The organism is Xanthomonas sp. 3498, assembly GCF_014199795.1.
Classification (GTDB): Bacteria; Pseudomonadota; Gammaproteobacteria; order Xanthomonadales; family Xanthomonadaceae; genus Xanthomonas_A; species Xanthomonas_A rydalmerensis.
The window spans coordinates 200,023-225,800 of sequence record NZ_JACHOH010000003.1 but is presented as its reverse complement, the minus strand read 5'-3'; the positions used below and the strand labels follow the sequence as shown (position 1 = coordinate 225,800).

Sequence of the window (25,778 nt, the reverse complement as noted above, 5' to 3'; positions counted from 1 at the left end):
GGCTGCGCGCGGCCGCGCCGGACACGTGTACTAGAGCTGTTGCAGTCGGCAGCCCTGCGCATCCACGCGCAGCACCGAGCCCTGTTCGTACCAGTCGCCGAGCACGATGCGGGTGCAGGCACGCCCCTCCACGTCCAGCGCATGCACCGCCGGCCGATGGGTGTGGCCATGGATCATCCGCGCCACGCCATAGCGGGCGAAGGTGGCGGCGACCTCGGCCGGCGCCACGTCGGTGACGGTCTCGAACTGCGTGCGGTCGCCCTGTTTCAGGTCGGCCTGGCGCGCCTGGCTGGCGGCGCGCGCCTGCTGCGCGTAGGCGATGCGCGCGGCCAACGGCTGCGCCAGGAACTGCTGCTGGAACGCCGGGTCGCGGGTCTGCGCGCGGAACGCCTGGTAGGCGGTGTCGTCGGTGCACAGCAGGTCGCCGTGCAGCAGCAGGGTCGGCTCGCCGTACAGATCGATCACGCAGGGATCGGGCAGCAGGCGCAGGCCGGCGCGCTGCGCGTAGTCGGCACCGAGCAGGAAGTCGCGGTTGCCGTGCATGAAGAACACCGGTACCCCGGCCGCGTGCAGCGCGTGCAGCTCCAGCGCCACCGCATCGGCCGCCTCGGACGGCGTGTCGTCGCCGATCCAGGCCTCGAACAGGTCGCCGAGGATGTACAGCGCCTCGGCCCGGCGCGCCTCCCCGCGCAGGAAGTCGAGAAACAGCGCGGTGATCGCCGGCCGTGCCGGATCCAGATGCAGGTCGGAGATGAACAGCGTGGTCATTCGGCCATTGTAGTACGGCCGGGATTGGGGAATCGGGATTGGGGATTGGATGAAGCCGCGAGCACTGGCGTCGTTGTGCCTGGCGTAGGAACGGCTTCAGCCGCCGCCTTGGAACCGAAACCGCCCTGGTGGCTGGCGACCAGTGAGCGTGCACGTTGAACTACGGTTCCTCCTTCTACCGGGTCGCGGCCCGTTGCCGTCCTGTCGCTTTGTGCGGCGCTGCGATTCTGGTCGGTAGTGCAGGGCCTTCGTTTGCCGAGGTGAGCGCGGCCAAGGCACTGTTTGATACGCCGACGCATCTCACGCCATCAACATAGAAATGTTTGTTAGCGTGACCGCATTGCTGGCGCCATCGCGCGCTCCGGCCGTGAATCGTCTTTCAACGTTTGAAGGAGGTCGTCATGAGGACCGTACAGGGGGTCTACGCCGATCTGAGAGATTCCATCGGAATTGACGCCGGCACCACGGTGGTCCTGACGGGCCACGACCCGGTGACGCCATCGGTCCATCGTATTGGGGACGGTGCCGCCGCGGCCCTCGGCTTGCTGGGCGCGGGCATGAGCAGTCTCGGCGAGTTGAGGGGCGGGACACGACAGACCGTCACCGTCGACGTCGAGGATGCGATCGCGCAGCTGATGGCGGTGTTCCTGACGACCTTGAACGGCGTGCCTGCCGAACGACTCTTCGAGGATCCCTCCCTGTTCGCGGACAGCGACTTCTATCGTGCAGGCGACGGCCGTTACGTTTATCTGCTGCTGACCTATCCGCATCTGCGGATGCTGGCCTGCCAGGTGCTCGGTTGTCCTCCGTCACGTCGGCATTTTGCCGACGCGATCGCACGTTGGGACGCTTTCGCATTGGAGGACGCCATCAGCGGGGTAGGGGGCACATGCGTTGCCGTCCGGACGCGGGCGGAATGGCGCAGCCATCCCCAAGGGCTCTACCTTGCCGACCGACCGCTGATCGAGATCACCAGGATCGGCGATACCCCACCGGTGCCCCTGCCCGAGGGAAGGGCTGCGCTGCCGATGGATGGATTGCGCGTCCTCGACAACACCCATGTCATAGCAGGGCCGATCGCGGCGCGACTGATGGCTGAACATGGAGCGGAGGTCCTTCATCTTTCGACACCGCGTTATCCCGACCCGCAGGCGATGCAGGTCGAGACCAATATTGGAAAGCGAAGCGCCTGGTGCGACCTCAACGAGCCGGCGGGACGTGCGGCATTCGAACGGCTGTTGGGCGATGCCGACATCTATGTTGGAAGCTATCTTTCCCTCGATCGCAAGGGGTACGGGCCGCTCGCGCTTGCCGAGCGCCGGCCGGGGATTGTCGTGCTCGACTTCCATGGCTGGGGCAAGGCGGGGCCTTGGTCTCAGCGCGGCGGGTTCGATCAGCTCGCCTGCGCCGCCACGGGGTTTTCGGCGGAGGAGGGGGCGTTCGATGGCCCCCGCTTGCCGCCGACCTATCTGCTGAACGACTATCTGGCCGCGATCTTGGGAGCGGCCGGTGTGACCGAGGCCCTTCGGCGGCGCACAGTGGAAGGCGGCGCCTACCATGTCCATCTCGACCTGGCGCGGGTCTGCATGTGGATCCAGGATCTCGGCCTGCTGTCTCGTGCACAGGTGATCGGCTTGCCGCCGCCCGATCCCGCGCGGCTGAAGAATCGACGTGTGACGGTGCCGGGACCGTTCGGCGAAACGACGTACCTGCCAACCCAGATCAACTACTCGGACCTTCGCCCGTCTCTCGCCCGTGGCGCCGAGCCTCTTGGCGCGTCTCCATGCGCATGGGCAAGCGACTCGGCCAAGGCACGATGAAGCAGTCTTGAGAGCGTCAGGATGGAGAGAGAGCGCATGGGGCCGGACGGCGCCGGCTGTTCCCACTCCCTATTCCCGATTCCCCACTCCCAGCTTTAAACCAACCACAGCGACACGCCCGCCAGCAGCGCGCCAATGCCGGTGGCGGCGAGGACGTCGCTGGGGTAGTGCAGGCCCAGCACCACCCGCGACAGCGCCACGCAGGCGATGAACGGCACCAGCAGCGGCGCCAGCCACGGGTAGTAGGCGAGGGCGACGATGCCGAAGGACACCGCGTGCAGGGTGTGGCCGGAGGGGAAGCTGAATTCGTCCAGCGGCGCCACCCAGGCACGGATGCGCAGGTCGGCGGCATACGGGCGCGGACGCCGGGTCCAGCGCTTCAGGCCCTTGTACAGGCTCAGTGCGACCACGCCGGTGGCGGCCATGTGCGCGGAGGCGAACACGCCGTCCATGCCGTCGCACAGCACCAGCAGGGTCATCAGCGCATACCAGAACACGCCGTCGCCCAGTCGACTGATCACCGAGAAGAAGCGCCGCACCGAACGCCGCCGGCACCAGTGGTTGGCGCGCCGGCACCAGCGGGTCTCGTGCCCGCGCAGGATCTCAAGCCGCGTCGACATGCGTCCTCCGGGTCTGCGCCAGTTGGTTGAGCAGGGCATCGAAATCGGCCACCACCCGCTCCGGGCGCAGTTGCTGCATCGAAGCGCAGGCGGCCGCGCCCAGGCGCCGGCGCAGCGCCTCGTCGCTGCCCAGGCGCAGGGCGGCGGCGATGAAGGCGTCGTCGTCGGCCACCGCTGCGCCGTTGCTGCCGTCGCGCAGGTACTCGCGCGCCGCGCCGTAGTCGAAGGCGACCGTGGCCAGGCCGCTGGCCATCGCCTCCAGGGTCACGTTGCCGAAGGTCTCGCTGCGGCTGGGGAACAGGAACAGGTCGCCGCTGGCGAAATGCCGCGCCAGCGCATCGCCGCGCTGCACGCCGCAGAAAATGAAGTCGGGATTCTCCTGCGCCAGGCGCTCGCGCAGCGGGCCGTCGCCGACCCAGACGAAGCGTGCGCGCGGGCGCAGCTGCTGCAACTGGCGGAACGCGCGCACCGCCAGCGGCAGGTTCTTCTCCGAGGCGATGCGGCCCACGTACAGCACCGCGCAATCGTCGTCCTGCAGCCCCCACTGCTGGCGCAACTGCGGATCGCGGCGCTGCGGCTCGAACTGCTTGCTGTCCACCGCGCGCGCCAGCAGGCGTACCCGCTCGAAACCCTGGGTGGCCAGGAAGTCGCGCAGTTCGCGGGTCGGCACCAGGGTCGCCTGGGCCTGGTTGTGGAAGCGCCGCATCCAGCGCAGCGCGGTCGACTGCAGCCAGGCCGCGCCGTACTGCGGCAGGTACTCGTCGAAGCGGGTGTGGAAGCCGGTGGCGATCGGGATGCCCAGGCGCCGTGCGCTGCGCAGCGCCGACCAGCCCAGCGGGCCCTCGGTGGCGATGTACACCGCATCCGGCGGTGCCGCCTGCCACAGCCGGGTCAGGCGCCGTGGCGCGGGCAGGCCGAACTTCAATCCGGGGTAGCGCGGCAGCGCCGCACCGCGCACCAGCCGCAGATCCGCCGGGTCGGCATCGCCGGCCTGGCGCGGACGCACCACATCGACGCTATGGCCGCGCGCGCGCAGCCCCAGTTCCAGCCCCTGCACGGTCAGCGCCACGCCGTTGACCTCAGGGGGATACGTCTCGGTGACGATCGCGTAGCGCATGCGGGGGCTCCGGTTTGGCAAAGCCTCGCGCACGGCGGTGAAGCGAACATGTCCAGCGCATGTAGGAACGATGACGCCAGAAGCCGGGATTCGGGATTCGGGATTTTCGCAAGTTCGTCGCCGTGCCGCTTTTCTGTGGGAGAGGCTTCAGCCCCGACGCGGTATCGGTAAGGCGTCGGGGCTGAAGCCCCTCCCACAAAAGCCGCGGTGTCGCGGCTTCAGAGAGTGCGGCTTTTTCTTTCAAAAACCGGCACTTTTTTCATCAAATCGCTTGACCGCGATTTGACCGCGGACAGCATGCTGCCGTCCCGAGTCCCGAGTCCCGAGTCCCGAGTCCCGAGTCCCGAGTCCCGAGTCCCGAGTCCCGAGTCCCGAGTCCCGAGTCCCGAATCCCGAATCCCGAATCCCGGCCCTCAAGCCACAAACGGCCGGAAATTGATCCCCAGCCCGGCCATGCCCTCGACTTCGCCGATCAGGTCGGCGCGCTGCAGCGGCCGCGATTCGATCCACGGCTGCGACAGGATCAGGTGCAGGTTGGCGCCGTCGGCCTTCAGTTCCAGCGCGGGGATCGGATCGGCCTCGTGCGCGCGATGCAGCAGCACCGCCAGGCGCAGCAGCGCGGCCTTGCGCTTGGCGCTGAGCAGCAGGCGGTCGGGCAGCGCGTCGAACGCGGTCTTGGAGACGTTGCGGCGGTGCGTGCGCACCAGCGTGGCCAGCACCTGCTGCTCCTGCCGCGAGAAGCCGGCGATGTCCGAGTGCTCCAGCACGTAGGCACCGTGCACGTGGTACTGGCTGTGCGCGATGGCCTGGCCGAGTTCGTGCAGGCGCGCGGCCCAGCCGAGCATGCGCGCGTCGTCGGCATCCAGCGCCCAGTCGCCGGCGACCTGCTCGAACAGCGCCATCGCGGTGTGCTCCACGCGCGCGGCCTGCGCCTCGTCGATGCCGTAGCGCTGGGTGAGCGCGGCGATTGCGGTTTCGCGCGGATCGTTCTCGCCGCCGCGGCCGAGCATGTCGTAGAGAATGCCTTCGCGCATGGCCGCCTTGCTCACCATCAGCCGTTGCAGGCCCAGCGCCTGGAACGCCGCCTCCAGCACCAGCACGCCGCCGGCGATGATCGGCCGGCGGTCGGCGGACAGGCCCGGCAGGTCGATGTCCTCGATGCGCTTGGCCAGCAGCAGGCGGTCGCGCAGTTGCGGCAGCGCCTCGGCGGTGATCGCGCCCTTGGTCAGCTTCATCGCCGCGCAGATCTCGCCGATGGCCTTGTGCGTGCCCGACGAACCCAGCGCCTCGTGCCAGCCCAGCGCGCGGTACTGGCCCGCGAACTGCTGGAACTCGGCGCCGATCTCGGTCAGCGCGTCCTTCCACTTCTTCCTGGACAGCTTGCCGCCCGGGAAGAAGCGTCGCGTGCTGGCGATGCAGCCGGCCTGCAGGCTCTCGCGTTCCAGGGTCTGGAAACCGCTGCCGATGATGAACTCGGTAGAGCCGCCGCCGATGTCGATGACCAGGCGGCGTTCGTCCGGCTTGGGCGGCTGCGCGTGGGCCACGCCCAGGTAGATCAGGCGCGCTTCCTCGCGGCCGCTGACCACTTCGATCGGATGGCCGAGCGCGGTTTCGCCGGGAATCAGGAAGGTCTGCGGCGAGCGCAGCTGGCGCACGGTGTTGGTGGCCAGCGCGCGCACGCGCAGCGAAGGCAGGTCGCGGATGCGCTGGCCGAAGCGCGCCAGGCATTCCAGCGCGCGCTGCCGCGCGTCGGCGGACAGCCCGCCCTTGTTGTCCAGGCCGTCGGCCATGCGCACGGTCTCGCGCAGGCGATCCACCACCCGCAGCTGCCCGAGCTGATAGCGGGCGATGACCATGTGGAAACTGTTGGAACCCAGGTCGATGGCGGCCAGCAGGTCGTCGTCGCGCAGCGGCGGATGAGTGGGGGAGGTGGCAGGCATGGCGGAATGGTAGCCGATGCGCGGCGCGCGCCGTTGGCGCGACGCCGCGCTGCGCTCAGAGCCCGTCGAGCAGGGCCAGCTGCGCCGAATGCGGCGGCTGGTCCTGGCCCGGGGCCAGCTTGCGGTAGTTGCCGTCGGCGTCCAGTTCCCAGGCGTTGAGATTGTCGGCCAGGTAGTTCTGCAGCACCTCGCGGTGGATGCGCTTGACCAGGTCCGGATCGAGGATCGGGAAGCCCGTCTCCACGCGCCGCAGCAGGTTGCGTTCCAGCCAGTCGGCGCTGGCGCAGAACAGTTCCGGCGCGCCGTCGTTGCCGAACCAGTAGACCCGGCTGTGCTCGAGGAAGCGGCCGACGATCGAGCGCACCCGGATGTTGTCGGACACGCCCGGCACGCCGGGGCGCAGGGTGCAGGCGCCGCGCACGATCAGGTCGATCTTGACCCCGGCCTGCGAGGCGGCGTACAGCGCGCGGATCACCTGCGGCTCGTTGAGCGCGTTCATCTTGGCGATGATGCGGCCCGGGCGGCCGGCGTGCGCCAGCTTGGTCTCACGTTCGATCCGGTGCAGCACGCCCGGGTGCAGGGTGAAGGGCGATTGCAGCAGGCGCTTGAGGCGGATCTTCGGTGCCAGGCCGGACAACTGCTGGAACAGCAGGTGCACGTCATTGCCGATGTCCACGTCGGAGGTGATCAGGCTCAGGTCGGTGTAGGCGCGCGCGGTGCCGCTGTGGTAGTTACCGGTGCCCAGGTGCACGTAGCGGCGCAGCTTGCGGCCCTCGCGGCGCACGATCAGCAGCATCTTGGCGTGGGTCTTGTAGCCGACCACGCCGTACACCACCTGCACGCCGGCTTCCTGCAGGCGGTCGGCCAGGCCCAGGTTGGCCTCTTCGTCGAAGCGCGCGCGCAGCTCCACCACCACGGTGACGTCCTTGCCGTTGCGCGCGGCCAGCACCAGCGCATCGACGATCGCCGAGTCCTTGCCGGTGCGGTACAGGGTCTGCTTGATCGCCAGCACGTTGGGGTCGATCGCGGCCTGCTTGATCAGGTCCAGCACCGCGGTGAAGGCGTCGAACGGGTGGTGCAGCAGCACGTCGCCGGCGGCGGCGATCTCGAAGATGCCTTCGCTGTCGCGCAGGGTGCGCGGGTTCATCGCCGGATACTTCAGGTCCGGGCGCTGCACCAGGTCGTAGACCTGGTTGACCCGGCTCAGGTTGACCGGGCCGTTGATGCGGTAGACCGCGTTCTCCGGCAATTCGAAGTTCTGCAGCAGGGTGCGCACGATCGACTTCGGGCAGTCCTCGGCGATCTCCAGCCGCACCGCCGGCCGGTAGCCGCGGTTGACCAGTTCGTCGCGCAGCGCCAGCGCCAGGTTCTCCACTTCCTCCTCGTCCACCACCAGTTCGGAGTTCCGGGTGACGCGGAACTGGTAGGAGCCCATCACCTCCATGCCCGGGAACAGTTCGTCGACGAAGGTGGACAGCACCGAGGACAGGAACACGAAACTCTGCCCGCCCTCGGACAGGCTTTCCGGCAACTGGATGATGCGCGGCAGCGAGCGCGGCGCGCGCACGATCGCCAGGTGGCCGACGCGGCCGAACGCGTCGGTGCCCTTGAGCACCACCACGATGTTCAGCGACTTGTTGAGGATCTTCGGGAACGGATGCGCCGGGTCCAGGCCCAGCGGCGACAGCACCGGCATGATCTCGTTGCGGAAGTAGGCGCGCAGCCAGCGCTTCTGCCGCGCGTTCCAGGAATGGCGGCCGAGCACGCCGATGCCGGCGTCCTTCAGCGCCGGGCGCAGCACCTCGTTCCAGCAGCGGTACTGCTGGTCGACCAGTTGCGCGGCGCGGTCGTGGATGGAGGTGAGGATGGCGCTGGGGCTCATCCCGTCCGGTGCCGGCGGCAGCCCGAACTCCTGCGCGTGGCGCACGGTGGCGGCGCGGATCTCGAAGAATTCGTCGAGGTTGGTGCAGGAGATGCACAGGAAGCGCAGCCGCTCCAGCAACGGCACCTGCGGGTCCTGCGCCTGCGCCAGTACCCGGAAATTGAAGTCCAGTTGCGACAGTTCGCGGTTGATGTACAGCGCGGGATCGCGCAGCGGGTCGCTGGGAATGTCCGGTGGCGGCGTGGGCGGCAGGGCAGGGGCGCGGCGGGGCATGGCGATACTCGTTAGACGGAGGTCAGGGTGGCATGGTCGTGCCGCGGATGCACGCGCCCGGCGCCGAAGTGGCAGGAGAAGGTGCTGCCCTTGCCGACTTCGCTCTCGATCTCCAGTCGCGCCTGATGCAGACCGAGCACGTGCTTGACGATCGACAGGCCCAGGCCGGTGCCGCCGCTCTCGCGCGAACGGCTGCTGGAGACGCGGTAGAAGCGCTCGGTGATCCGTGGCAGATGATGCGCGGGAATGCCGTAGCCGCTGTCGCGCACCGACAGCACCGCGCCGTCGCCTTCGCGGGCGAAGCGGATGCGGATGGTGCCGCCGGCCGCGGTGTAGCGCACCGCGTTGGTGACCAGGTTGGAGAAGGCGCTGTGCAGTTCCTTGTTGGAGCCGACCAGGTCGCAATCGGCCTCGTCGTGGACCTCGATGCGGTGCCGGCCCTGGCTGTGCGCCTCGGCCTCGCGGCGCAGCGTGGCCAGCATTGGCGCCATCGCGATCGACTCCTCGTTGGCGTGCTCCTGCGATTCCAGCCGCGACAGGGTCAGCAGGTCCTCGACCAGTTGGGTCATGCGCTGCGACTGCTTGCGCATCTCGGCGATCATCGGCCCCGAGTCCGGGAAGTCCTCCGGATCGAGCATGTCCAGGTAGCCGTGGACCACGGTCAGCGGCGTGCGTAGCTCGTGCGAGACGTTGGCGACGAAATCGCGGCGCACCTGCTCCAGCTGCAGCAGCTTGCTGACGTCGCGCGCGACCAGCAGCCAGTGGTCGTCGGAATAGGGGATCAGGCGCAGGTTCAGGCGCAGGCGGTCGTCGACCGGCGAGGGCATGTCCAGCATCGGTTCGGCGTTGCGGCCGCCGCTGAGCCAGTGCGCCAGCGGCATCGGCTGCAAGCGCTCCACCACCGGCGCGCCGAGGTCGCCAGGGTGGCGCAGGCCGAGCAGGGTGCCGGCCGCCTCGTTGAACCACTGGATGCGCTGGCTGTTGCGGTCCACCACCACCACCGCGTCGGGCAGCGCCGCGGCGGCGGCGCGGTAGGCGCGCAGCATGTCGAGCAGGCGCCGCTTGCGCACGCGCATTTCCGCCTGGCTGCGGTACAGCAGCCGATCCAGCTCGTTCCATACGCCGGTGCCGGCCGGCGGCTCCCAGCGCTGGCGCGCGGTCAGTCGCCGCAGCACCCGCCGCAGCCGCCAGTAGTGCCAGCCCATCACCCCCAGCGACATCAGGGTTAGCGCCATCCATACATGGCCGCCGATCCAGCCGACCAGCAACGCCAGCAACAACATGCCGGCGAGCGTGCCGAGGGTCTTCAACCAGGCGGAGCGGATGTGGCGGGGCATCGGGAACGCACTCTGTCGCAAAGGATCGTGATCCGTCCGCCGTTATAGCAGGCGAAGCTGGCGGTCAGATGGACGCAGAGAAGCGATAGCCGGAACCGCGGACGGTCTGCACCATGTTTTCCACCGCGAACGGCTCCAGCGTCTTGCGCAGGCGGCGGATGTGCACGTCGATGGTGCGCTCTTCCACGTAGACGCTGCCGCCCCAGACGTGGTCGAGCAGCTGCGCGCGGCTGTACACGCGCTCGGGATGGGTCATGAAGAAATGCAGCAGGCGGTACTCGGTCGGGCCGATCGGCACCGGCGCCTCGCCGGCGAACACCCGGTGCGCCGCGCCGTCGATGCGCAGGCTGCCGACCGAGACGCTGCCGTCCTCGTCGTCCTCGCGGGTGCGGCGCATCACCGCGCGGATCCGCGCCAGCAGCTCGCGCGCGGAGAACGGCTTGACCACGTAGTCGTCGACGCCGGCCTCCAGGCCGCCGACGCGGTCGTTCTCCTCGCCGCGGGCGGTGAGCATGATGATCGGCACTTCGCGGGTCATCGCATCCTTGCGCCAGCGCCGGGCCAGTTCCAGGCCGCTGGTGCCGGGCAGCATCCAGTCCAGCAGGATCAGGTCCGGGACCCGGTCGGCGATCGAGGTCTGCGCCTCGCGGGCATCGCCGGCATGCACCGGCTCGAAGTCGCCCTTGCGCAGGGCGAACGCGACCATGTCGCGGATGGCCGGTTCGTCGTCGACGATCAGGATGCGTTTCTGCACAACGGCACCGTGGAACTGGGGAGGAAGGTCGCCAGTAGACTACGGTTTTATTACGGTTGAGTGACGCCTGACACGGGCGCGTTTCAGCGCCGTTGCATGTCCGGGTCCTGCACGCCCTGGCGGCGCAGTTCCAGCACCGTCGGCGTGATCGCAGCGATGCGGGCGTCGATACGCGCGCGCGCCACGTAGTCCAGGTCGCTGCGCTTCTTCAGGTTGCTGAGCTGGATCAGGGCCTGCTCCGGGTGCCCGTTCAGATAGGCGGCCTCGGCGTAGGCCTCGCCGGCGCGGGTGTCGTCGCCCGCCAGTTCGCAGGCGCGGGCGAAGGTGCGCTGGAACACCGGATCCTCCGCGGCCGCCCCCAGCAATGGCCGCAGCACGGCCTGGGCGCGCTGGCCGGCCTGGCGGCCGCCCTGCTCGTTGAGGGCGGTCGCATAGCTCAGGGCCACCGCGCGGTTGCTGGGCATGCGTTTGACCAGCGCCTCGAAGCGCTGGTCGGCGGCCTGGTTGCGGCCGGCCTTGGCCTCGGCCTCGGCCACCGCGACGGTCAGCCACCAGTTGTCCGGGTGCGCCTGCAGCAGGCTTTCCAGCGTCTGCGCGACGTCCTGCGCGCTGCCGCCGCCGCGCAGCCGCGCCAGCGCCAGGCCGTAGCGCTGGGCGTCGCTCAGGCCCTGCTTGCTGCCCTGGCGCAGGCCTTCGTACTCGCGGATCGCATCGGCCGGAGTGTTGGCGCTGAACACCCGTAGCCGCTCGCGCGCCCACTCGAACTGGCCGCTGGGACCGCGCGCATAGTTGGCGAAGGGCAACTGCAGCCCGCCCGGCAGCAGCGGGTTGCTGGGCGCGCCCAGCGGCTGGCTCAGCGACACGTCGTTCGGATCGACCCGCTCCTTCAGGGTGCCGCCGGGCACGCTGGTGGTCACGGTCAGGGTGTTCTTCTTCATCTGCTCGGCGCGCTCACGCGCCTCGCTGATGCGGGTGGTGGTGACCGGGTGGGTCATCAGGAAGTCCGGTGTGCTGTAGCCGCCCTGGTTGCCGCGCATCGCCAGCGACATGCGCTCGAAGAAGCCGGCCATCGCGTCGACGTCGTAGCCGCTGCGCGCCAGGGTGCGGATGCCCAGACGGTCGGCCTCGGATTCGTTGGAGCGGGTGTAGTCGATCTGCCGCTGCTGCATCAGGCCCAGGCCGCTGGCGATCGCCGCCTGGGTGGCGTCGCCGCTGGAACGCCCGCCGGCCTGCTGCGCCGCGACCACCGCGGCGAGCATGCCGAGCAGGATCGGGATCTGGTCGCGCTGCGCCCGCTCCACCCCGCGCAGCACGTGCTGCTGGGTGACGTGGGCGATCTCGTGCGACAGCACCGCGGCCACCTCGTCCTCGCGCTCGGCGGTCAGCACCAGGCCGGCGTTGACCGCCACGTAGCCGCCGAGGGTGGCGAAGGCGTTGATCTGGCGGTCGCGCAGCATGAAGAAGGTGAACTTCTGCTGCGGCTGGTCGCTGTTGGCGCCGAGCCGGGTGCCCATGGTCTGCAGCCAGTCGTCGATCAGCGGGTCCTCGAGCACGTAGCCGTAGCTGCGCAGCTCGGCCAGCATCATCTTGCCGTACTCGGCCTGGCGCGCCGGGGTCAGCAGCTCGCCGGCCGAGGAGCCGATGTCCGGCAGCTTGTTCTCCTGGGCCGGCGCCACGGCGCAGGCGGTGGCCAGGGTGATCGCGAAGGCGAGCGGCAGCAGGCGCAAGACGGGCTCCAAGAGGGTAGGCGGACGCCGGGGGGGCGCCCGGGACGACGGTGAATCCGGGATGATTCGCAGTGTTGCGGCAGCGGCCTCGAAAATCCACCCGGCCGCTACCATAGTGACTTGGACCTTCTACACCGCCCGGAGTTTCCCGTGGACAACCCAACTGCCGACACCGGCCAGGCCGGCGGCGCGCCGATCACCCTCTATTCCACCGCGATCTGCCCGTACTGCGTGGCGGCCAAGAACTTCCTCAAGAGCAAGGGCCGCACCTGGAACGAGGTACGGATCGACCTGGATCCGGCCGAGCGCGAGAAGATGGTCGCGCTGGCGCGGCGCACCAGCGTGCCGCAGATCTTCGTCGGCGACGTCCACGTCGGCGGCTACGACGACATGATGGCGCTGCACCGCGCCGGCAAGCTGGAGCCGCTGCTCGACGGCCGCGCCCCCGAGGCGCAGGCATGAGCGGCGCCGCGACGGGCGAGGGCGCCGCGGCAGGGGAGGACCGGGTACGCGAGTTCACCGAGTTCCGCCAGCGCATGAACCAGCGCATTCTGGCCGAGCCGAACCAGGTGGTGCGGCGCTTCTTCGCGCTGGACACCCAGACCTACCAGGCTGGCGCGCTGGACGTGAAGACCAAGGAACTGCTCGGCCTGGTCGCCTCGCTGGTGCTGCGCTGCGACGACTGCATCAGCTACCACGTGGCCCAGTGCAAGGAGGCTGGGGTCAGCCGCGAGGAGTTCTTCGAAACCTTTTCGGTCGGCCTGGTGGTCGGCGGGTCGATCGTGATCCCGCACCTGCGCCGCGCAGTGGACTTCCTCGACACGCTGGAGGCCGGCGCCGCCGCGCCGGCGCAGCACGCCCACGACTGAGCCCGCCTCGGGCTGCCCCCAAGGCCGCCGGCGCCCGCGCCGGAGGCCGCCCGGTTTTGGGCGCCTTCACCGGCTTCGGGCATAATTACCGCTGAAACCTCCTTGCGCCTGCAGCCCCGGTTCCCGGGCGGCGCTCCCCCCTCTTGTACGGAAACCGCAACCCTATGACGCAGACAATCACGGTCATCCGTGGCGATGGCATCGGCCCGGAGATCATGGACGCCACGCTGTTCGTGCTCGACGCGCTGAACGCCGGCCTCACCTACGAATACGCCGACGCGGGCCTGGTGGCATTGGAGAAGCACGGCGACCTGCTGCCGGCCGCCACGCTGGAGTCGATCCGCAAGAACAAGGTGGCGCTGAAGAGCCCGCTGACCACGCCGGTGGGCGAGGGCTTCAGTTCGATCAACGTGGCCATGCGCCGCCAGTTCGACCTGTACGCCAACGTGCGTCCGGCCAAGTCGTTCCCGAACACCAAGTCGCGCTTCGGCGCCGGCGTTGACCTGATCACCGTGCGCGAGAACACCGAAGGCGCCTACCTGAGCGAAGGCCAGGAAGTGTCGGCCGACGGCGAGACCGCGCTGTCCATGGCCAAGGTGACCCGCAAGGGTTCCGAGCGCATCGTGCGCTACGCCTTCGACCTGGCCCGTGCGACCGGCCGCAAGAAGGTCACCGCGGTGCACAAGGCCAACATCATCAAGTCCACCTCGGGTCTGTTCCTGAAGGTGGCGCGCGAAGTGGCGGCGAACTACCCGGAGATCGAATTCCAGGAAATGATCGTCGACAACGCGTGCATGCAGCTGGTGATGCGCCCGGAGCAGTTCGACATCATCGTCACCACCAACCTGTTCGGCGACATCCTGTCGGACCTGTGCGCCGGCCTGGTCGGCGGCCTGGGCCTGGCCCCGGGCGCCAACATCGGCGTGGACGCGGCGATCTTCGAAGCCGTGCACGGCTCGGCCCCGGACATCGCCGGGCAGGGTAAGGCCAACCCGTGCGCGCTGCTGCTGGGTGCGGCGCAGCTGCTGGACCATGTCGGCCAGCCGCAGAACGCCGAGCGCCTGCGCAACGCCATCGTCGCCACGCTGGAAGCCAAGGACGGGCTGACCCCGGACCTGGGCGGCAGTGGCAACACCATGGGCTTCGCCAAGGCCATCGCCAGCCGCCTCTGAGCGCGTCGGAAGATCGCAAACAAGAAAGGGCGCCCCAGGGCGCCCTTTCTTTTGCTCGGAAGTTGTCCGAAACCACATCTGCAGATCGGTCAAGGGGAGTCGCTCTTACGATTCCCCAATCCCGATTCCCGACTCCCGGCTTCAATTCCGCGACTGCAGCTTCGACAGCAAGCGCAGGAACTCCACATACAGCCACACCAGCGTAACCATCAGGCCGAACGCGCCGTACCACTCCATGTACTTGGGCGCGCCCTGTTCGACGCCGCTCTCGATGAAGTCGAAGTCCAGTACCAGGTTCAGCGCCGCCACCACCACCACGAACAGGCTGAACAGGATGCCGACCGTGCCGGAGGCGTGGATGTAGGGAATCTGGATGTTGAAGAAGCCCAGCACCATGGTCGCCAGGTACACCAGGGCAATGCCGCCGGTGGCTGCGACCACGCCCAGCTTGAAGTTCTCGGTGGCTTTGATCATGCCGCTGCGGTAGGCGAACAACAGCGCGAACAAGGTGCCGAAGGTCAGCAGCACCGCCTGCAGCACGATGCCGTTGAAGCGGTGCTCGTAGACCGCCGAGATCGAGCCCAGGAAGAAGCCTTCCACCAGCGCGTACAGCGGCGCGGTGATCGGCGACCATTCCTTCTTGAAGATCGTGATCAGGGCCAGGATGAAGCCACCGATGGCGCCGCCCAGCGCGTAGCCGGCCACGCCCGGGGCGATCATCTCGTTGCCCGCGGCGTCGACCGAGAGCGACTGGCTCCAGGCGAACACGGCGGTGAGCACGGTCAGCATCAACAACACGCCGGTCTTGTTGGCGGTGCCGTTCAGGGTCATCGCGCCGCTGTCGTGTGCGACGACCGTGCCGCTGCCGGGCGAGACCACGTTGCCGCTGTGCAGATCGAGGAAGGTGGATTCCTTCAGGGCGGGGTTGCCGCTGCGAAGCATGCTGTTTTCTCCTTCAGAAAGTGGCGCTCGGCCGATGCCGATGGCAAGGCGTGAGCATAGCGCAGGCGATGTTGCGTACATGCGACGTTGACAGCGGGCCTCAGGCTTCCCACAATAGCCGACCTTTCCGGCCTTGGCCGCGAGGGATGTTCCGCCGGGGTATAGCGCAGTCTGGTAGCGCGCCTGCTTTGGGAGCAGGATGTCGGGGGTTCGAATCCCTCTACCCCGACCAATCCGATGTCCAACGGCGGAAAGGAATGCGACAATCCAGCCAGGGCGCCCGTAGCTCAACTGGATAGAGCACCGGCCTTCTAAGCCGGCGGTTACAGGTTCGATTCCTGTCGGGCGCGCCACACCGGCGCCGGGCAGGAGATGCAAGGTTTCAATGGTGGCTGTAGCTCAGTTGGTTAGAGTACTGGATTGTGATTCCAGATGTCGGGGGTTCGAGTCCCCTCAGCCACCCCATTGATCGTGTGACCCGACGCTTCGCGGGTGTTGCAACGAAGCAAAAAAGCACATAGAATGTGCGACTCAGTTTCAGGGCCGTTAGCTCAGTTGGTAGAGCAGTTGACTCTTAATCAATAGGTCCAAGGTTCGAATCCTTGACGGCCCACCAAAACAGAAAGGCACCTGCTCCGGCAGGTGCCTTTTTCTTTGCCGGCCGGCCTGCAACAATGTGCCGGCAGGCGCCTTCCGGCCCTGCAATGCGAAAGTGGCGGAATTGGTAGACGCCCTGGTTTTAGGTACCAGTGCCGCAAGGCGTAGGGGTTCGAGTCCCCTCTTTCGCACCATCCCGATGCCCGTGGACCGTGCTCGCGCGGCCACGTCCGGCGTCGCCGCTTCGGGCCTACCGGCCCTGCGCTGGCAGGCGCCGCGGGAATAGGCGAAACTATCCGGCTGCGGCGGCTGTCCCGTGCCCGCGCCAACCCGTACTTTTCTACATCGTGCCGAGAGCCGTGGGCTCCCGGTGGCAGGAGTCCACATGCAAGCTTCGATCGAAACCACCGGTACCCTGGAACGGCGTCTGACCTTCACCCTGCCGGAGGATCGCCTGGAAACCCATGTCGGCGGTCGCCTGCGCGAAGTCGCGCGTACCGCACGGATCAAGGGCTTCCGTCCGGGCAAGATTCCGGCCAAGGTGATCGAGCAGCGCTTCGGGCCGCAGATCCGCGCCGAGGCGCTGGACGGCCTGCTGCGCGAGACCTTCGACTCGGCCGTGCGCGAGCACGAGCTGCGCCTGGCCGGCAATCCGCGCATCGACCGCGCCGGCGACAACGAACTGCAGTTCGTGGCCACCTTCGAAGTGGTGCCGGACTTCGGCGACATCGACGTGTCCACGCTGCAGGTGATCCGCCACACCGCCGAGGTCACCGACGCCGACATCGAGCAGATGATCGAAAACCTGCGCCTGCAGCGCCGCACCTGGCAGCCGGTCGCGCGTCCGGCGCAGGACGGCGACCTGGTGACCCTGGAGACCTGGTCGCAGGTCGGCGACGAGCGCCTGCCGGCCGAGGGCGTGGAGAAGGGCAGCAGCGTGATCGGCTCGGGCGTCATGTTCCCGGCGATCGAGCAGGGCCTGGTCGGCCTGTCCAAGGACGAAGAGAAGACCCTGACCGTCGACTTCCCGGCCGACTGGCGTGTGCCGCAGTTCGCCGGCAAGCAGGTCCAGGTCCACGTGAAGGCGGTCGACGTGGCCGCGCCGGTGCTGCCGGACGTGGACAAGGAGTTCATCAAGAGCTTCGGCGTGAAGAGCGGTGATGCCGAGCAGTTCCGCAAGGACATCCGCATCAACCTGGAACGCGAGCTCAAGGGCGCGCTGATGAACCGCCTGCGCCGCGAAGTCGGCGAGCAGCTGATCGCCGCCTACGCCTCGGTCGAAATGCCGCCGCGCCTGGTCGAGAACGAAGCGCGCGCCATGCTGGCGCAGCAGGTCGAGCAACTGCGCCGTTCCGGCCGCGACCCGGGCCAGGTGCCTGACGATGCCCACCAGGGCTTCATGGATGCTGCGCGCAAGCGTGTGCTGGTCGGCCTGCTGGTCGGCGAGGTCGCCCGCCGCAACGAGCTGCGCCTGGACCCGAAGCGGGTCTCGGAGACGCTGCGCCTGATCGCCTCGACCTACGAAGAGCCGGAACAGGTCATTGAGATGTACCGCAACGACCCCCAATTGATGGGAGGACTGCAGAGCCGCGTGATGGAAGAGCAGGTGATCGACTGGATCGCCGAGCGCGCCCAGCACACCGAGCAGGCGATGTCGTTCCAGGACGCGATCCGTCAATAAGACGACGCGTCGCCGCCGCGCGCATCCTGGCATGCGCGCGCCGAATCCCGTTTCATTCCCCGCGGCGGCGGGGCGCAACACGATGCGAAGCCCTGTACACCCCCGTACAGGGACGGACCCCGAGCAGCAGGAGATCACCGCGTGGACAATGTGACCAAGGCCTTGAATCTGGTTCCGATGGTGGTCGAGCAGACCAGCCGCGGCGAGCGCGCCTACGACATCTATTCGCGCCTGTTGAAGGAGCGTCTGATCTTCCTGGTCGGCCCGATCGACGACCACATGGCCAATGTGATCGTGGCGCAGCTGCTGTTCCTGGAAGCGGACAATCCGGAGAAGGACATCAGCATCTACATCAACTCGCCGGGCGGCGTGGTCACCGCCGGCATGGCGATCTACGACACCATGCAGTACATCAAGCCGGATGTGAGCACCATCTGCGTTGGCCAGGCCGCCTCGATGGGCGCGCTGCTGCTGGCCTCGGGCGCGGCCGGCAAGCGCTATGCGCTGCCGAACTCGCGGGTGATGATCCACCAGCCGCTGGGCGGCTTCCAGGGCCAGGCCACCGACATCGACATCCACGCGCGCGAGATCCTGACCCTGCGCGCGCGGCTGAACGAAATCCTGGCCAAGCACACCGGCCAGTCGCTGGAGACCATCGCCCGCGACACCGAGCGCGACAACTTCAAGAGCGCCGTCGACGCGCAGGCCTACGGCCTCGTCGACCAGGTGCTAGAGCGTCGCCCGGATGAGTCCATCCAGCCGGCATAAGGCTTGCATGTACTGCTAAACGCAGCGTATTCCGCAGGGCCGGGGTCGGGCTAGCGTCCTCCCGGCCCTGTGCTATTCTCGAAATCGAACCACCGTTCATCGGGTGGGGTAACTGGGTAAGCGAAGCAATGAGCGAAGACCGGCAAGGCCGTTCCGGCGACAGCAACAAGATCCTGTACTGCTCGTTCTGCGGCAAGAGTCAACACGAGGTCCGTAAGCTGATCGCCGGGCCCAGCGTGTTCATCTGCGACGAATGCGTCGAGTTGTGCAACGACATCATCCGCGAGGAGCTCGAGGAGAAGGCGCAGTCGGCACGCAGCAGCCTGCCCAAGCCGCGCGAGATCCTGGAAGTGCTCGACCAGTACGTGATCGGCCAGCAGCGCGCCAAGCGCACGCTCGCCGTGGCCGTGTACAACCACTACAAGCGCATCGAGAGCCGGCAGAAGAACGACGAGGTCGAACTGGCCAAGTCGAACATCCTGCTGGTCGGTCCGACCGGTTCGGGCAAGACGCTGCTGGCCGAGACGCTGGCGCGCCTGCTCAACGTGCCGTTCACCATCGCAGATGCGACCACGCTGACCGAAGCCGGCTATGTCGGCGAGGACGTGGAGAACATCATCCAGAAGCTGCTGCAGAAGTGCGACTACGACGTCGACAAGGCGCAGCAGGGCATCGTCTACATCGACGAGATCGACAAGATCTCGCGCAAGAGCGAAAATCCGTCGATCACCCGCGACGTGTCCGGCGAAGGCGTGCAGCAGGCGCTGCTGAAGCTGATCGAAGGCACGGTCGCCTCGGTGCCGCCGCAGGGCGGGCGCAAGCATCCGCAGCAGGAATTCCTGCAGGTGGACACCAAGAACATCCTGTTCATCTGCGGCGGCGCGTTCGCCGGCCTGGACAAGGTGATCCAGCAGCGCTCCAACGATGCCGGCGGCATCGGCTTCGGCGCCAAGGTCAAGAGCTCAGAGCGCAAGCGCGAGGTCGGCAAGATCCTGGCCGAGGTCGAGCCGGAAGACCTGATCAAGTTCGGCCTGATCCCCGAGTTCGTCGGCCGCCTGCCGGTGGTCGCCACGCTCGAGGAACTGGACGAGCCGGCGCTGATCAAGATCCTCACCGAGCCGAAGAACGCCATCACCAAGCAGTTCAAGAAGCTGTTCGAGATGGAAGGCGTGGAGCTGGAGTTCCGCCAGGACGCGCTGCTGGCCATCGCCAAGAAGGCGCTCAAGCGCAAGACCGGCGCACGCGGCCTGCGCACCATCGTCGAGTCGGTGCTGCTGGACACGATGTACGAGCTGCCGTCGCAGGAAAACGTCAGCAAGGTGGTGGTGGACGAGTCGGTGATCGAGCACAAGTCCGAGCCGTACCTGATCTACCAGACCCCGCCGGCGCCGCCCAAGGTCGCCTCCGCGGAGTGACCCCGGGCGGGGTGGGCGCGGCGACCTCGTCGCGGCCTCCTTCCGCCCCGGTAAGCTGCTGAAAAACAAAGGGGTTTCTAGCTCCCCTTGCATCGTCCAGCCGATGGCCCCATAACGGGGCCATCGGCGTTTTTATGGCCGCCCGCACCGCGTTCCCGCCTCCCAAATCGGAATCCTCATGGCCCAGTCCCAATCCGAAGTCCTCGACCTGCCGGTCCTGCCGTTGCGCGACGTCGTGGTCTTCCCGCACATGGTCATCCCGCTGTTCGTCGGTCGCGACAAATCCATGCGCGCGCTCGAGCACGCGATGGAGGCCGACAAGCGCATCCTGCTGGTCGCGCAGAAATCCGCTGAGACCGACGATCCGGCGGCGGCCGACCTGTACAACGTCGGCACGTTGGCGCAGGTGCTGCAACTGCTGAAGCTGCCCGATGGCACCATCAAGGTCCTGGTCGAAGGCCTGTCGCGGGTCAGCGTCGACAAGGTCGCCGAGCGCGACGGCGCGCTGCAGGGCGAAGGCCGCGAGATCGACGCCGCCGAATCGCGCGAGGAGCGCGAGGTCGAGGCGATCGCGCGCTCGCTGATGTCGCTGTTCGAGCAGTACGTCAAGACCAACCGCAAGCTGCCGCCGGAGTTGCTGCAGACGTTGTCCGGCATCGACGAGCCCGGCCGCCTGGCCGACACCATCGCCGCGCACATCGGTGTGCGCCTGGCCGACAAGCAGCGCCTGCTGGAAACGCTGGAAGTGGGCGAGCGCCTGGAGATGCTGGTCGGCCTGGTCGACGGCGAGATCGACGTGCAGCAACTGGAAAAGCGCATCCGCGGCCGGGTCAAGTCGCAGATGGAGAAAAGCCAGCGCGAGTACTACCTCAACGAGCAGATGAAGGCGATCCAGAAGGAGCTGGGCGACCTCGACGATGCGCCGGGCGAACTGGAGGAACTGGCGCGCAAGATCGCCGAGGCCGGCATGCCCAAGCCGGTGGAGACCAAGGCCAAGGCTGAACTCAACAAGCTCAAGCAGATGTCGCCGATGTCCGCCGAAGCCGCGGTGGTGCGCAACTACCTCGATTGGCTGCTGGGCGTGCCGTGGAAGAAGCGCAGCAAGGTGCGCAAGGACCTCAAGGTCGCGCAGGAAACCCTCGACGCCGATCACTACGGCCTGGAGAAGGTCAAGGACCGCATCCTCGAGTATCTCGCGGTGCAGTCGCGGGTGAAGCAGATGAAGGGGCCGATCCTGTGCCTGGTCGGGCCGCCGGGCGTGGGCAAGACCTCGCTGGGCCAGTCCATCGCCAAGGCCACCAACCGCAAGTTCGTGCGCATGTCGCTGGGCGGCGTGCGCGACGAGGCGGAGATCCGTGGGCATCGCCGCACCTATGTCGGTTCGATGCCGGGCCGCATCGTGCAGAACCTCAACAAGGTCGGCAGCAAGAATCCGCTGTTCGTGCTCGACGAGATCGACAAGATGTCGATGGACTTCCGCGGCGATCCGTCCTCGGCGCTGCTGGAAGTGCTCGACCCCGAGCAGAACAACGCCTTCAACGACCACTACCTGGAAGTGGATCTGGACCTGTCCGAAGTGATGTTCGTGGCGACCTCCAATTCGCTGAACATCCCGGGCCCGTTGCTGGACCGCATGGAAGTGATCCGCATCCCCGGCTATACCGAGGACGAGAAGCTCAACATCGCCGCACGCTACCTGGTACCCAAGCAGCTCAAGGCCAATGGCCTGAAGCAGGACGAACTGGAGATCGGTGCCGACGCGATCCGCGACATCGTGCGCTACTACACGCGCGAATCCGGCGTGCGTAACCTCGAGCGCGAAGTGGCCAAGATCTGCCGCAAGGTGGTCAAGGAGATCGCCCTGGCCGGTCCGCAGACGGTGGTGCCGGCGAAGAAGGCTGCGGCCAAGAAGGGTGTCGCGCGCAAGGACAAGGCGCGCGTCAGCGTCGGCTCGAAGAACCTGGACAAGTACCTGGGCGTGCGCCGCTACGACTTCGGTCGCGCCGAGGAGCAGAACGAGATCGGCCTGGTGACCGGCCTGGCCTGGACCGAGGTCGGTGGCGATCTGTTGCAGATCGAATCGACCCTGGTCCCGGGCAAGGGCGCGGTGATCCTGACCGGCCAGCTCGGCGACGTGATGAAGGAATCGGCGTCGGCGGCGTTGTCGGTGGTGCGCTCGCGCGCCGAGCGGCTTGGCATCGAGGCGGACTTCCTGCAGAAGCACGACGTGCATCTGCACGTGCCCGATGGCGCCACGCCCAAGGACGGCCCCAGCGCCGGCATCGCGATGGTGACCTCGCTGGTGTCGATGCTGACCAAGGTGCCGGTCCGGTCGGAGGTGGCGATGACCGGCGAGATCACCTTGCGTGGCCGCGTCTCGGCGATCGGCGGACTCAAGGAAAAGTTGCTGGCGGCGCTGCGCGGCGGTATCCGCACCGTGCTGATCCCCGAGGAGAACCGCAAGGATCTGGCCGACATCCCGGAGAACGTCACCCGCGATCTGAAGATCGTGCCGGTGAAGTGGATCGACGAAGTGCTGGATCTGGCACTGGAGCGTCCGCTTGCGCCCAAGCCCGCCGCCGATGCCGAGCAGGCGCCGTCGCGGCGCAAGCAGAAAGCATCCTCGAACCCGCGCGTCAAGCACTGACGCGCGCTGAACCGTCCCTGCGCACATGGCCCAAACCCGCGCCGTTGCTGGCTTTTCGGCTTGCGCGGGTATGGGCCCGCTGGTATAAATGCAGCGCTTGCGAGCACCGCGAACGGGCGTGCTTGGTAGTGCAAATCATCGATCGGGGTCTCGCCAACGCGAGACAGGCCACGCCGACACCCGATCCTCAATTCCGCGGTCTTCTGCCGCACATGGAGTCATCAAGAAATGAATAAAGCCGAACTGAACGACGCGATCGCCGCTGCCGCCGATATCTCCAAGGCCGAAGCCGGTCGTGCCATCGACGCCTTCGTGTCGGAAGTGACCAAGGCGCTGAAGAAGGGCGACAGCGTCACGCTCGTGGGCTTCGGCACCTTCCAGGTGCGCGACCGTGCCGAGCGCACCGGCCGCAACCCGAAGACCGGCGACTCCATCAAGATCGCGGCGTCGAAGAATCCGACGTTCAAGGCTGGTAAAGCGCTGAAGGATGCCGTAAACTAATCGACTCGCTAGGGTGCTTAGCTCAGCGGTAGAGCGTCTCCTTTACACGGAGAGGGTCGGGGGTTCGAAACCCTCAGCACCCACCAGAGCACCAAGCGACAAGTTTCAAAAGCGGAGTGGTAGTTCAGTCGGTTAGAATGCTGGCCTGTCACGCCGGAGGTCGCGGGTTCGAGTCCCGTCCACTCCGCCAGTTGTACCGAAGCCCCCGAGCGATCGGGGGTTTCGTTTCTCGCAGTCGCCGCCACGCGCCAGCGTCGGCCCGGCAGCTCCGGGAAAGCGGGCCTCGCGCCCGCCTCCGTTCAAACGCGGAGTGGTAGTTCAGTCGGTTAGAATGCTGGCCTGTCACGCCGGAGGTCGCGGGTTCGAGTCCCGTCCACTCCGCCATTTGCACGCGAAACCCCCGAGCGATCGGGGGTTTCTTTTTTTCCGCAGTGCGCTGGTTTCGCCCGGATTCGCCGCCGCGGCGCATGAGCGGCGCTGGCTGGCGGGCCGCCGGTTCTGCCGCAAGGCGTGAAGCGGGTTAAACTGCGCGGCTCGCCAATAGGCCGTCGGTTCCCAATGCTGCAGAAACTTCGCGAAAAGACCTCGGGCTGGATCGCCACTGCGATCATCGGCTTGTTGATGATTCCGTTCCTGTTCGTCATCGACAACAGCTACCTCGGTGGCGTCGGTGCCAACAATGTCGCCAAGGTGCAGGCGCCGCCGGCGTGGTGGTCGTCGGCGCCGACATGGTGGCCGGTGTCGCTGCTGTGGCAGCACCACGAAGTGAGCACGGAACAGTTCCGTACCCGCTTCGAGCAGGCGCGCATCCAGGCGCGCGAACAGCAGGGCGAGGATTTCGATCCGCGTGCGTTCGAAAGCATCGACAACAAGCGCAAGCTGCTCGATCAGCTGATCGACGAGCAGGTGGCGAAGCTGTCGGCCGAGCGCGCCGGCGTGGTCATCGGCGATACCGCGGTGCGCGATTACATCAGCTCCATGCCCGCGTTCCAGAACGACGGCAAGTTCGATCCGGAGCGCTACCGCCTGGCCCTGGCCTCGGGCACGCCGCCGCGCACGCCGACCATGTTCCAGCAGTTGGTGCGCGACGCGCTGCAGCAGTCGGTGATCCCTTCCGGCATCGCGGAATCGGCGTTCGCCACCAAGCAGGAGACCGAGCGCCTGCTGAAGATGCTGGGCGAAACGCGCGACGTGGAGATGGCGCTGTTGCCGGAAATGCCGGCCGACACCGCACCGGTCAGCGACGCGCAGGTGCAGCAGTGGTACGACTCGCACAAGTCCGACTTCAAGCAGCCGGAAACCGTGACGATCGAGTACGTCGACCTCAATGCGGCCAACCTGCCGCCGGTCAAGCCGGCCGACGAGGCGACGCTGCGCAAGCGCTACGACGACGAGAAGGCGCGCTTCGTCGAGCCCGACCAGCGGCTGGCCTCGCACATCCTGATCAGCGCCGGCAAGGACGCGGCCTCGCAGAAGGCGGCCGAGGCCAAGGCGGCCAAGCTGGCGGCCGAGGCCAAGCAGCCCGGTGCCGATTTCGCCGCGCTGGCCCGCGCCAACTCCGACGACCCCGGTTCCAAGAACGCCGGCGGCGATCTGGGCTGGGTGGAGAAGGGCGTGATGGTCAAGCCGTTCGAGGATGCGCTGTTCGCGATGAAGCCCGGCGAGATCGTCGGTCCGGTGAAGAGCGAATTCGGCTATCACGTGATCCAGCTGCGCCAGGTCAAGGGCGGCGGCGGCAAGTCGTTCGAGCAGGTCCGCGATCAGCTCGCCAGCGAGCAACTGAAGGCCGACAGCGAGAAGGCCTTCAGCGAACTGAGCGGCAAGCTGGTGGACCTGGTCTACAAGAACCCGACCGCGCTGGCCTCGGCGGCGAAGGAAGTGGGCCTGCCGGTGCAGACGCTGGGGCCGTTCTCGCGCGCCAGCGCCAGCGGCATCGCCGCACAGCCGGCGGTGCTGCGCGCCGCGTTCTCCGACACCCTGGTGCAGGACGGCACGGTCAGCGACCCGATCAACCTGGGGCCGAACCACAGCGTGCTGATCCGCGTGACCCAGCACCAGCCGGAGCAGATCCAGCCGCTGGCCAAGGTGCACGAGCAGGTGGTGGCCGCGGTGCATGCCGACCGCACCGCCAAGGCCGCCGCGGCCAAGGCCGACGCGCTGCTGGCGCGCTTGCGCAAGGGCGAGACCCTGCAGGCGCTGGCCGGCCCGGAAAAGCTGCAGATCAACCCGATGCCGGGGCTGCCGCGCAACGTGCCGATGCCGAGCGCGCAGGCCAGCCAGGCGATCTTCAGCGCGCCGCAGCCGGCCGACGGCAAGCCGTCGGTGGGCAAGGTGGAACTGCCTGCGGCGCCGGGCACCGTGGGCAAGCGCTATGCGCTGTTCGCGGTGACCAAGGTGACGCCGGGCGACCTGAGCAAGGTGCCGGCCGAGCAGCGGACCATGTTCCAGCAGCAGCTGGCGCGGATCGAAGGCGAGGCCGATGCCAAGGCCTACGTCGACGCGATGCGCAAGCACTTCAAGATCAGCGTGCAGGAGTCGCAGCTGTAACGGCTGCGCGCCGTCGAAGCACGATGTCACGCAACAGGCCCGGCAATGCCGGGCCTGTTGCGTTTCAGGCGTCATCGAGGTGTGCGTGTCGCCGCGGGAGAGGTGCGCAGCCTTGGCGCGCAAGTGCATCGCGTGCGCCTGCCGATCGCCGGCAGGCTTGGCAGTGGCACGACTGGGCGGCAAGCGCGGTACGTCGCTACCTTCGCCTCGTGCGCATGCTGAGCGCGCTGGGGCGATCGAGGCAGACATGCTGGCCGTGGGGCAGTGCGCGGTTGCCGCAGGCCCTGGACGCGGTGATACGCCTGTCTTGCAGGCGCTTACGTTGGTCGCAGGTGCTCATTCGGGTTGGGAACGAGTGATCAGGTCATCCCGCGGCGTGGCTGCACGGCCGTCGGCGCTGC

The 25,778-nt window shown here is 67.6% G+C and carries 19 protein-coding genes and 8 tRNA genes; 18 read left to right on the top strand and 9 right to left on the bottom strand.

What is annotated here, in order from left to right; translation table 11 throughout:
• Nucleotides 1–30: 30 nt before the first annotated feature.
• Entirely contained in the window at nt 31–768 is a 738-nt protein-coding gene (lpxH, locus tag GGR66_RS10715; RefSeq protein WP_160966161.1) for a UDP-2,3-diacylglucosamine diphosphatase, read from the bottom strand.
• Nucleotides 769–1,169: 401 nt separating this feature from the next.
• On the opposite strand from lpxH, the gene GGR66_RS10710 reads away from it, so the two are divergent.
• Nucleotides 1,170–2,588 (top strand): CoA transferase, encoded by a 1,419-nt coding sequence (locus GGR66_RS10710; RefSeq protein WP_184448248.1) that lies wholly within the window; start codon nt 1,170–1,172, stop codon nt 2,586–2,588.
• Between the two features lie 95 nt (nt 2,589–2,683).
• Here GGR66_RS10710 and GGR66_RS10705 read toward each other — a convergent pair whose 3' ends face one another.
• From GGR66_RS10705 to GGR66_RS10675, 7 genes are all read right to left on the bottom strand, one after another.
• Complete coding sequence (locus GGR66_RS10705; protein ID WP_184448247.1) at nt 2,684–3,208, bottom strand: phosphatase PAP2 family protein; 525 nt, start codon at nt 3,206–3,208, stop codon at nt 2,684–2,686.
• A complete protein-coding gene (locus GGR66_RS10700) occupies nt 3,192–4,325 on the bottom strand; it encodes a glycosyltransferase family 1 protein (RefSeq protein WP_184448246.1) in 1,134 nt (377 codons plus the stop codon). Before GGR66_RS10700 ends, GGR66_RS10705 begins: the two co-directional genes overlap by 17 nt.
• Before the next feature lie 413 nt (nt 4,326–4,738).
• On the bottom strand, nt 4,739–6,265 hold the full coding sequence (gene ppx, locus GGR66_RS10695) for an exopolyphosphatase (protein ID WP_160966165.1): 1,527 nt from the start codon (nt 6,263–6,265) through the stop codon (nt 4,739–4,741).
• 55 nt (nt 6,266–6,320) lie between these two features.
• Entirely contained in the window at nt 6,321–8,420 is a 2,100-nt protein-coding gene (ppk1, locus tag GGR66_RS10690; protein ID WP_160966167.1) for a polyphosphate kinase 1, read from the bottom strand.
• Nucleotides 8,421–8,431: 11 nt separating this feature from the next.
• On the bottom strand, nt 8,432–9,757 hold the full coding sequence (phoR, locus tag GGR66_RS10685; RefSeq protein WP_160966169.1) for a phosphate regulon sensor histidine kinase PhoR: 1,326 nt from the start codon (nt 9,755–9,757) through the stop codon (nt 8,432–8,434).
• Between the two features lie 64 nt (nt 9,758–9,821).
• Nucleotides 9,822–10,511 carry a phosphate regulon transcriptional regulator PhoB gene (gene phoB / locus GGR66_RS10680; RefSeq protein ID WP_160959358.1) on the bottom strand — a complete coding sequence of 230 codons (690 nt, stop codon included), beginning with the start codon at nt 10,509–10,511 and terminating at the stop codon, nt 9,822–9,824.
• A gap of 83 nt (nt 10,512–10,594) precedes the next feature.
• Nucleotides 10,595–12,238 carry a M48 family metalloprotease gene (locus GGR66_RS10675; protein WP_184448245.1) on the bottom strand — a complete coding sequence of 548 codons (1,644 nt, stop codon included), beginning with the start codon at nt 12,236–12,238 and terminating at the stop codon, nt 10,595–10,597.
• A gap of 150 nt (nt 12,239–12,388) precedes the next feature.
• Here GGR66_RS10675 and grxC point away from each other — a divergent pair, with 150 nt between their 5' ends.
• From grxC to GGR66_RS10660, 3 genes are all read left to right on the top strand, one after another.
• Nucleotides 12,389–12,700: a glutaredoxin 3 gene (gene grxC, locus GGR66_RS10670; protein WP_160966173.1), complete on the top strand. Its 312-nt coding sequence runs from the start codon at nt 12,389–12,391 to the stop codon at nt 12,698–12,700.
• Nucleotides 12,697–13,107 (top strand): carboxymuconolactone decarboxylase family protein, encoded by a 411-nt coding sequence (locus tag GGR66_RS10665; protein ID WP_160966175.1) that lies wholly within the window; start codon nt 12,697–12,699, stop codon nt 13,105–13,107. The genes grxC and GGR66_RS10665 overlap by 4 nt, the downstream gene beginning before the upstream one ends.
• A 164-nt stretch (nt 13,108–13,271) precedes the next feature.
• Nucleotides 13,272–14,279: an isocitrate dehydrogenase gene (locus tag GGR66_RS10660; RefSeq protein ID WP_184448244.1), complete on the top strand. Its 1,008-nt coding sequence runs from the start codon at nt 13,272–13,274 to the stop codon at nt 14,277–14,279.
• 141 nt (nt 14,280–14,420) lie between these two features.
• On the opposite strand, the gene GGR66_RS10655 is transcribed toward GGR66_RS10660, so the two are convergent.
• Nucleotides 14,421–15,221 (bottom strand): Bax inhibitor-1/YccA family protein, encoded by an 801-nt coding sequence (locus GGR66_RS10655; RefSeq protein WP_184448243.1) that lies wholly within the window; start codon nt 15,219–15,221, stop codon nt 14,421–14,423.
• Between the two features lie 155 nt (nt 15,222–15,376).
• Here GGR66_RS10655 and GGR66_RS10650 point away from each other — a divergent pair.
• From GGR66_RS10650 to GGR66_RS10585, 14 genes are all read left to right on the top strand, one after another.
• Nucleotides 15,377–15,453 (top strand) — tRNA-Pro (locus tag GGR66_RS10650).
• Between the two features lie 44 nt (nt 15,454–15,497).
• Nucleotides 15,498–15,574 (top strand) — tRNA-Arg (locus GGR66_RS10645).
• A 35-nt stretch (nt 15,575–15,609) separates the two neighbouring features.
• Nucleotides 15,610–15,686 (top strand) — tRNA-His (locus GGR66_RS10640).
• Nucleotides 15,687–15,761: 75 nt separating this feature from the next.
• Nucleotides 15,762–15,837 (top strand) — tRNA-Lys (locus GGR66_RS10635).
• A gap of 90 nt (nt 15,838–15,927) precedes the next feature.
• Nucleotides 15,928–16,012 (top strand) — tRNA-Leu (locus tag GGR66_RS10630).
• Between the two features lie 191 nt (nt 16,013–16,203).
• On the top strand, nt 16,204–17,499 hold the full coding sequence (gene tig, locus GGR66_RS10625; RefSeq protein ID WP_184448242.1) for a trigger factor: 1,296 nt from the start codon (nt 16,204–16,206) through the stop codon (nt 17,497–17,499).
• Nucleotides 17,500–17,640: 141 nt separating this feature from the next.
• Nucleotides 17,641–18,267 carry an ATP-dependent Clp endopeptidase proteolytic subunit ClpP gene (gene clpP, locus GGR66_RS10620; RefSeq protein WP_017907831.1) on the top strand — a complete coding sequence of 209 codons (627 nt, stop codon included), beginning with the start codon at nt 17,641–17,643 and terminating at the stop codon, nt 18,265–18,267.
• A gap of 128 nt (nt 18,268–18,395) precedes the next feature.
• A complete protein-coding gene (gene clpX, locus GGR66_RS10615) occupies nt 18,396–19,682 on the top strand; it encodes an ATP-dependent Clp protease ATP-binding subunit ClpX (protein ID WP_160966183.1) in 1,287 nt (428 codons plus the stop codon).
• A gap of 178 nt (nt 19,683–19,860) precedes the next feature.
• A complete protein-coding gene (lon, locus tag GGR66_RS10610; RefSeq protein WP_160966185.1) occupies nt 19,861–22,329 on the top strand; it encodes an endopeptidase La in 2,469 nt (822 codons plus the stop codon).
• A 183-nt stretch (nt 22,330–22,512) separates the two neighbouring features.
• Nucleotides 22,513–22,830 carry an HU family DNA-binding protein gene (locus GGR66_RS10605; protein ID WP_228135976.1) on the top strand — a complete coding sequence of 106 codons (318 nt, stop codon included), beginning with the start codon at nt 22,513–22,515 and terminating at the stop codon, nt 22,828–22,830.
• Nucleotides 22,831–22,841: 11 nt separating this feature from the next.
• Nucleotides 22,842–22,916: transfer RNA gene (locus tag GGR66_RS10600), tRNA-Val, on the top strand.
• A gap of 27 nt (nt 22,917–22,943) precedes the next feature.
• Nucleotides 22,944–23,020: transfer RNA gene (locus GGR66_RS10595), tRNA-Asp, on the top strand.
• Nucleotides 23,021–23,137: 117 nt separating this feature from the next.
• Nucleotides 23,138–23,214: transfer RNA gene (locus GGR66_RS10590), tRNA-Asp, on the top strand.
• Nucleotides 23,215–23,388: 174 nt separating this feature from the next.
• A complete protein-coding gene (locus GGR66_RS10585) occupies nt 23,389–25,377 on the top strand; it encodes a peptidylprolyl isomerase (RefSeq protein ID WP_184448241.1) in 1,989 nt (662 codons plus the stop codon).
• Nucleotides 25,378–25,778 lie beyond the last annotated feature (401 nt).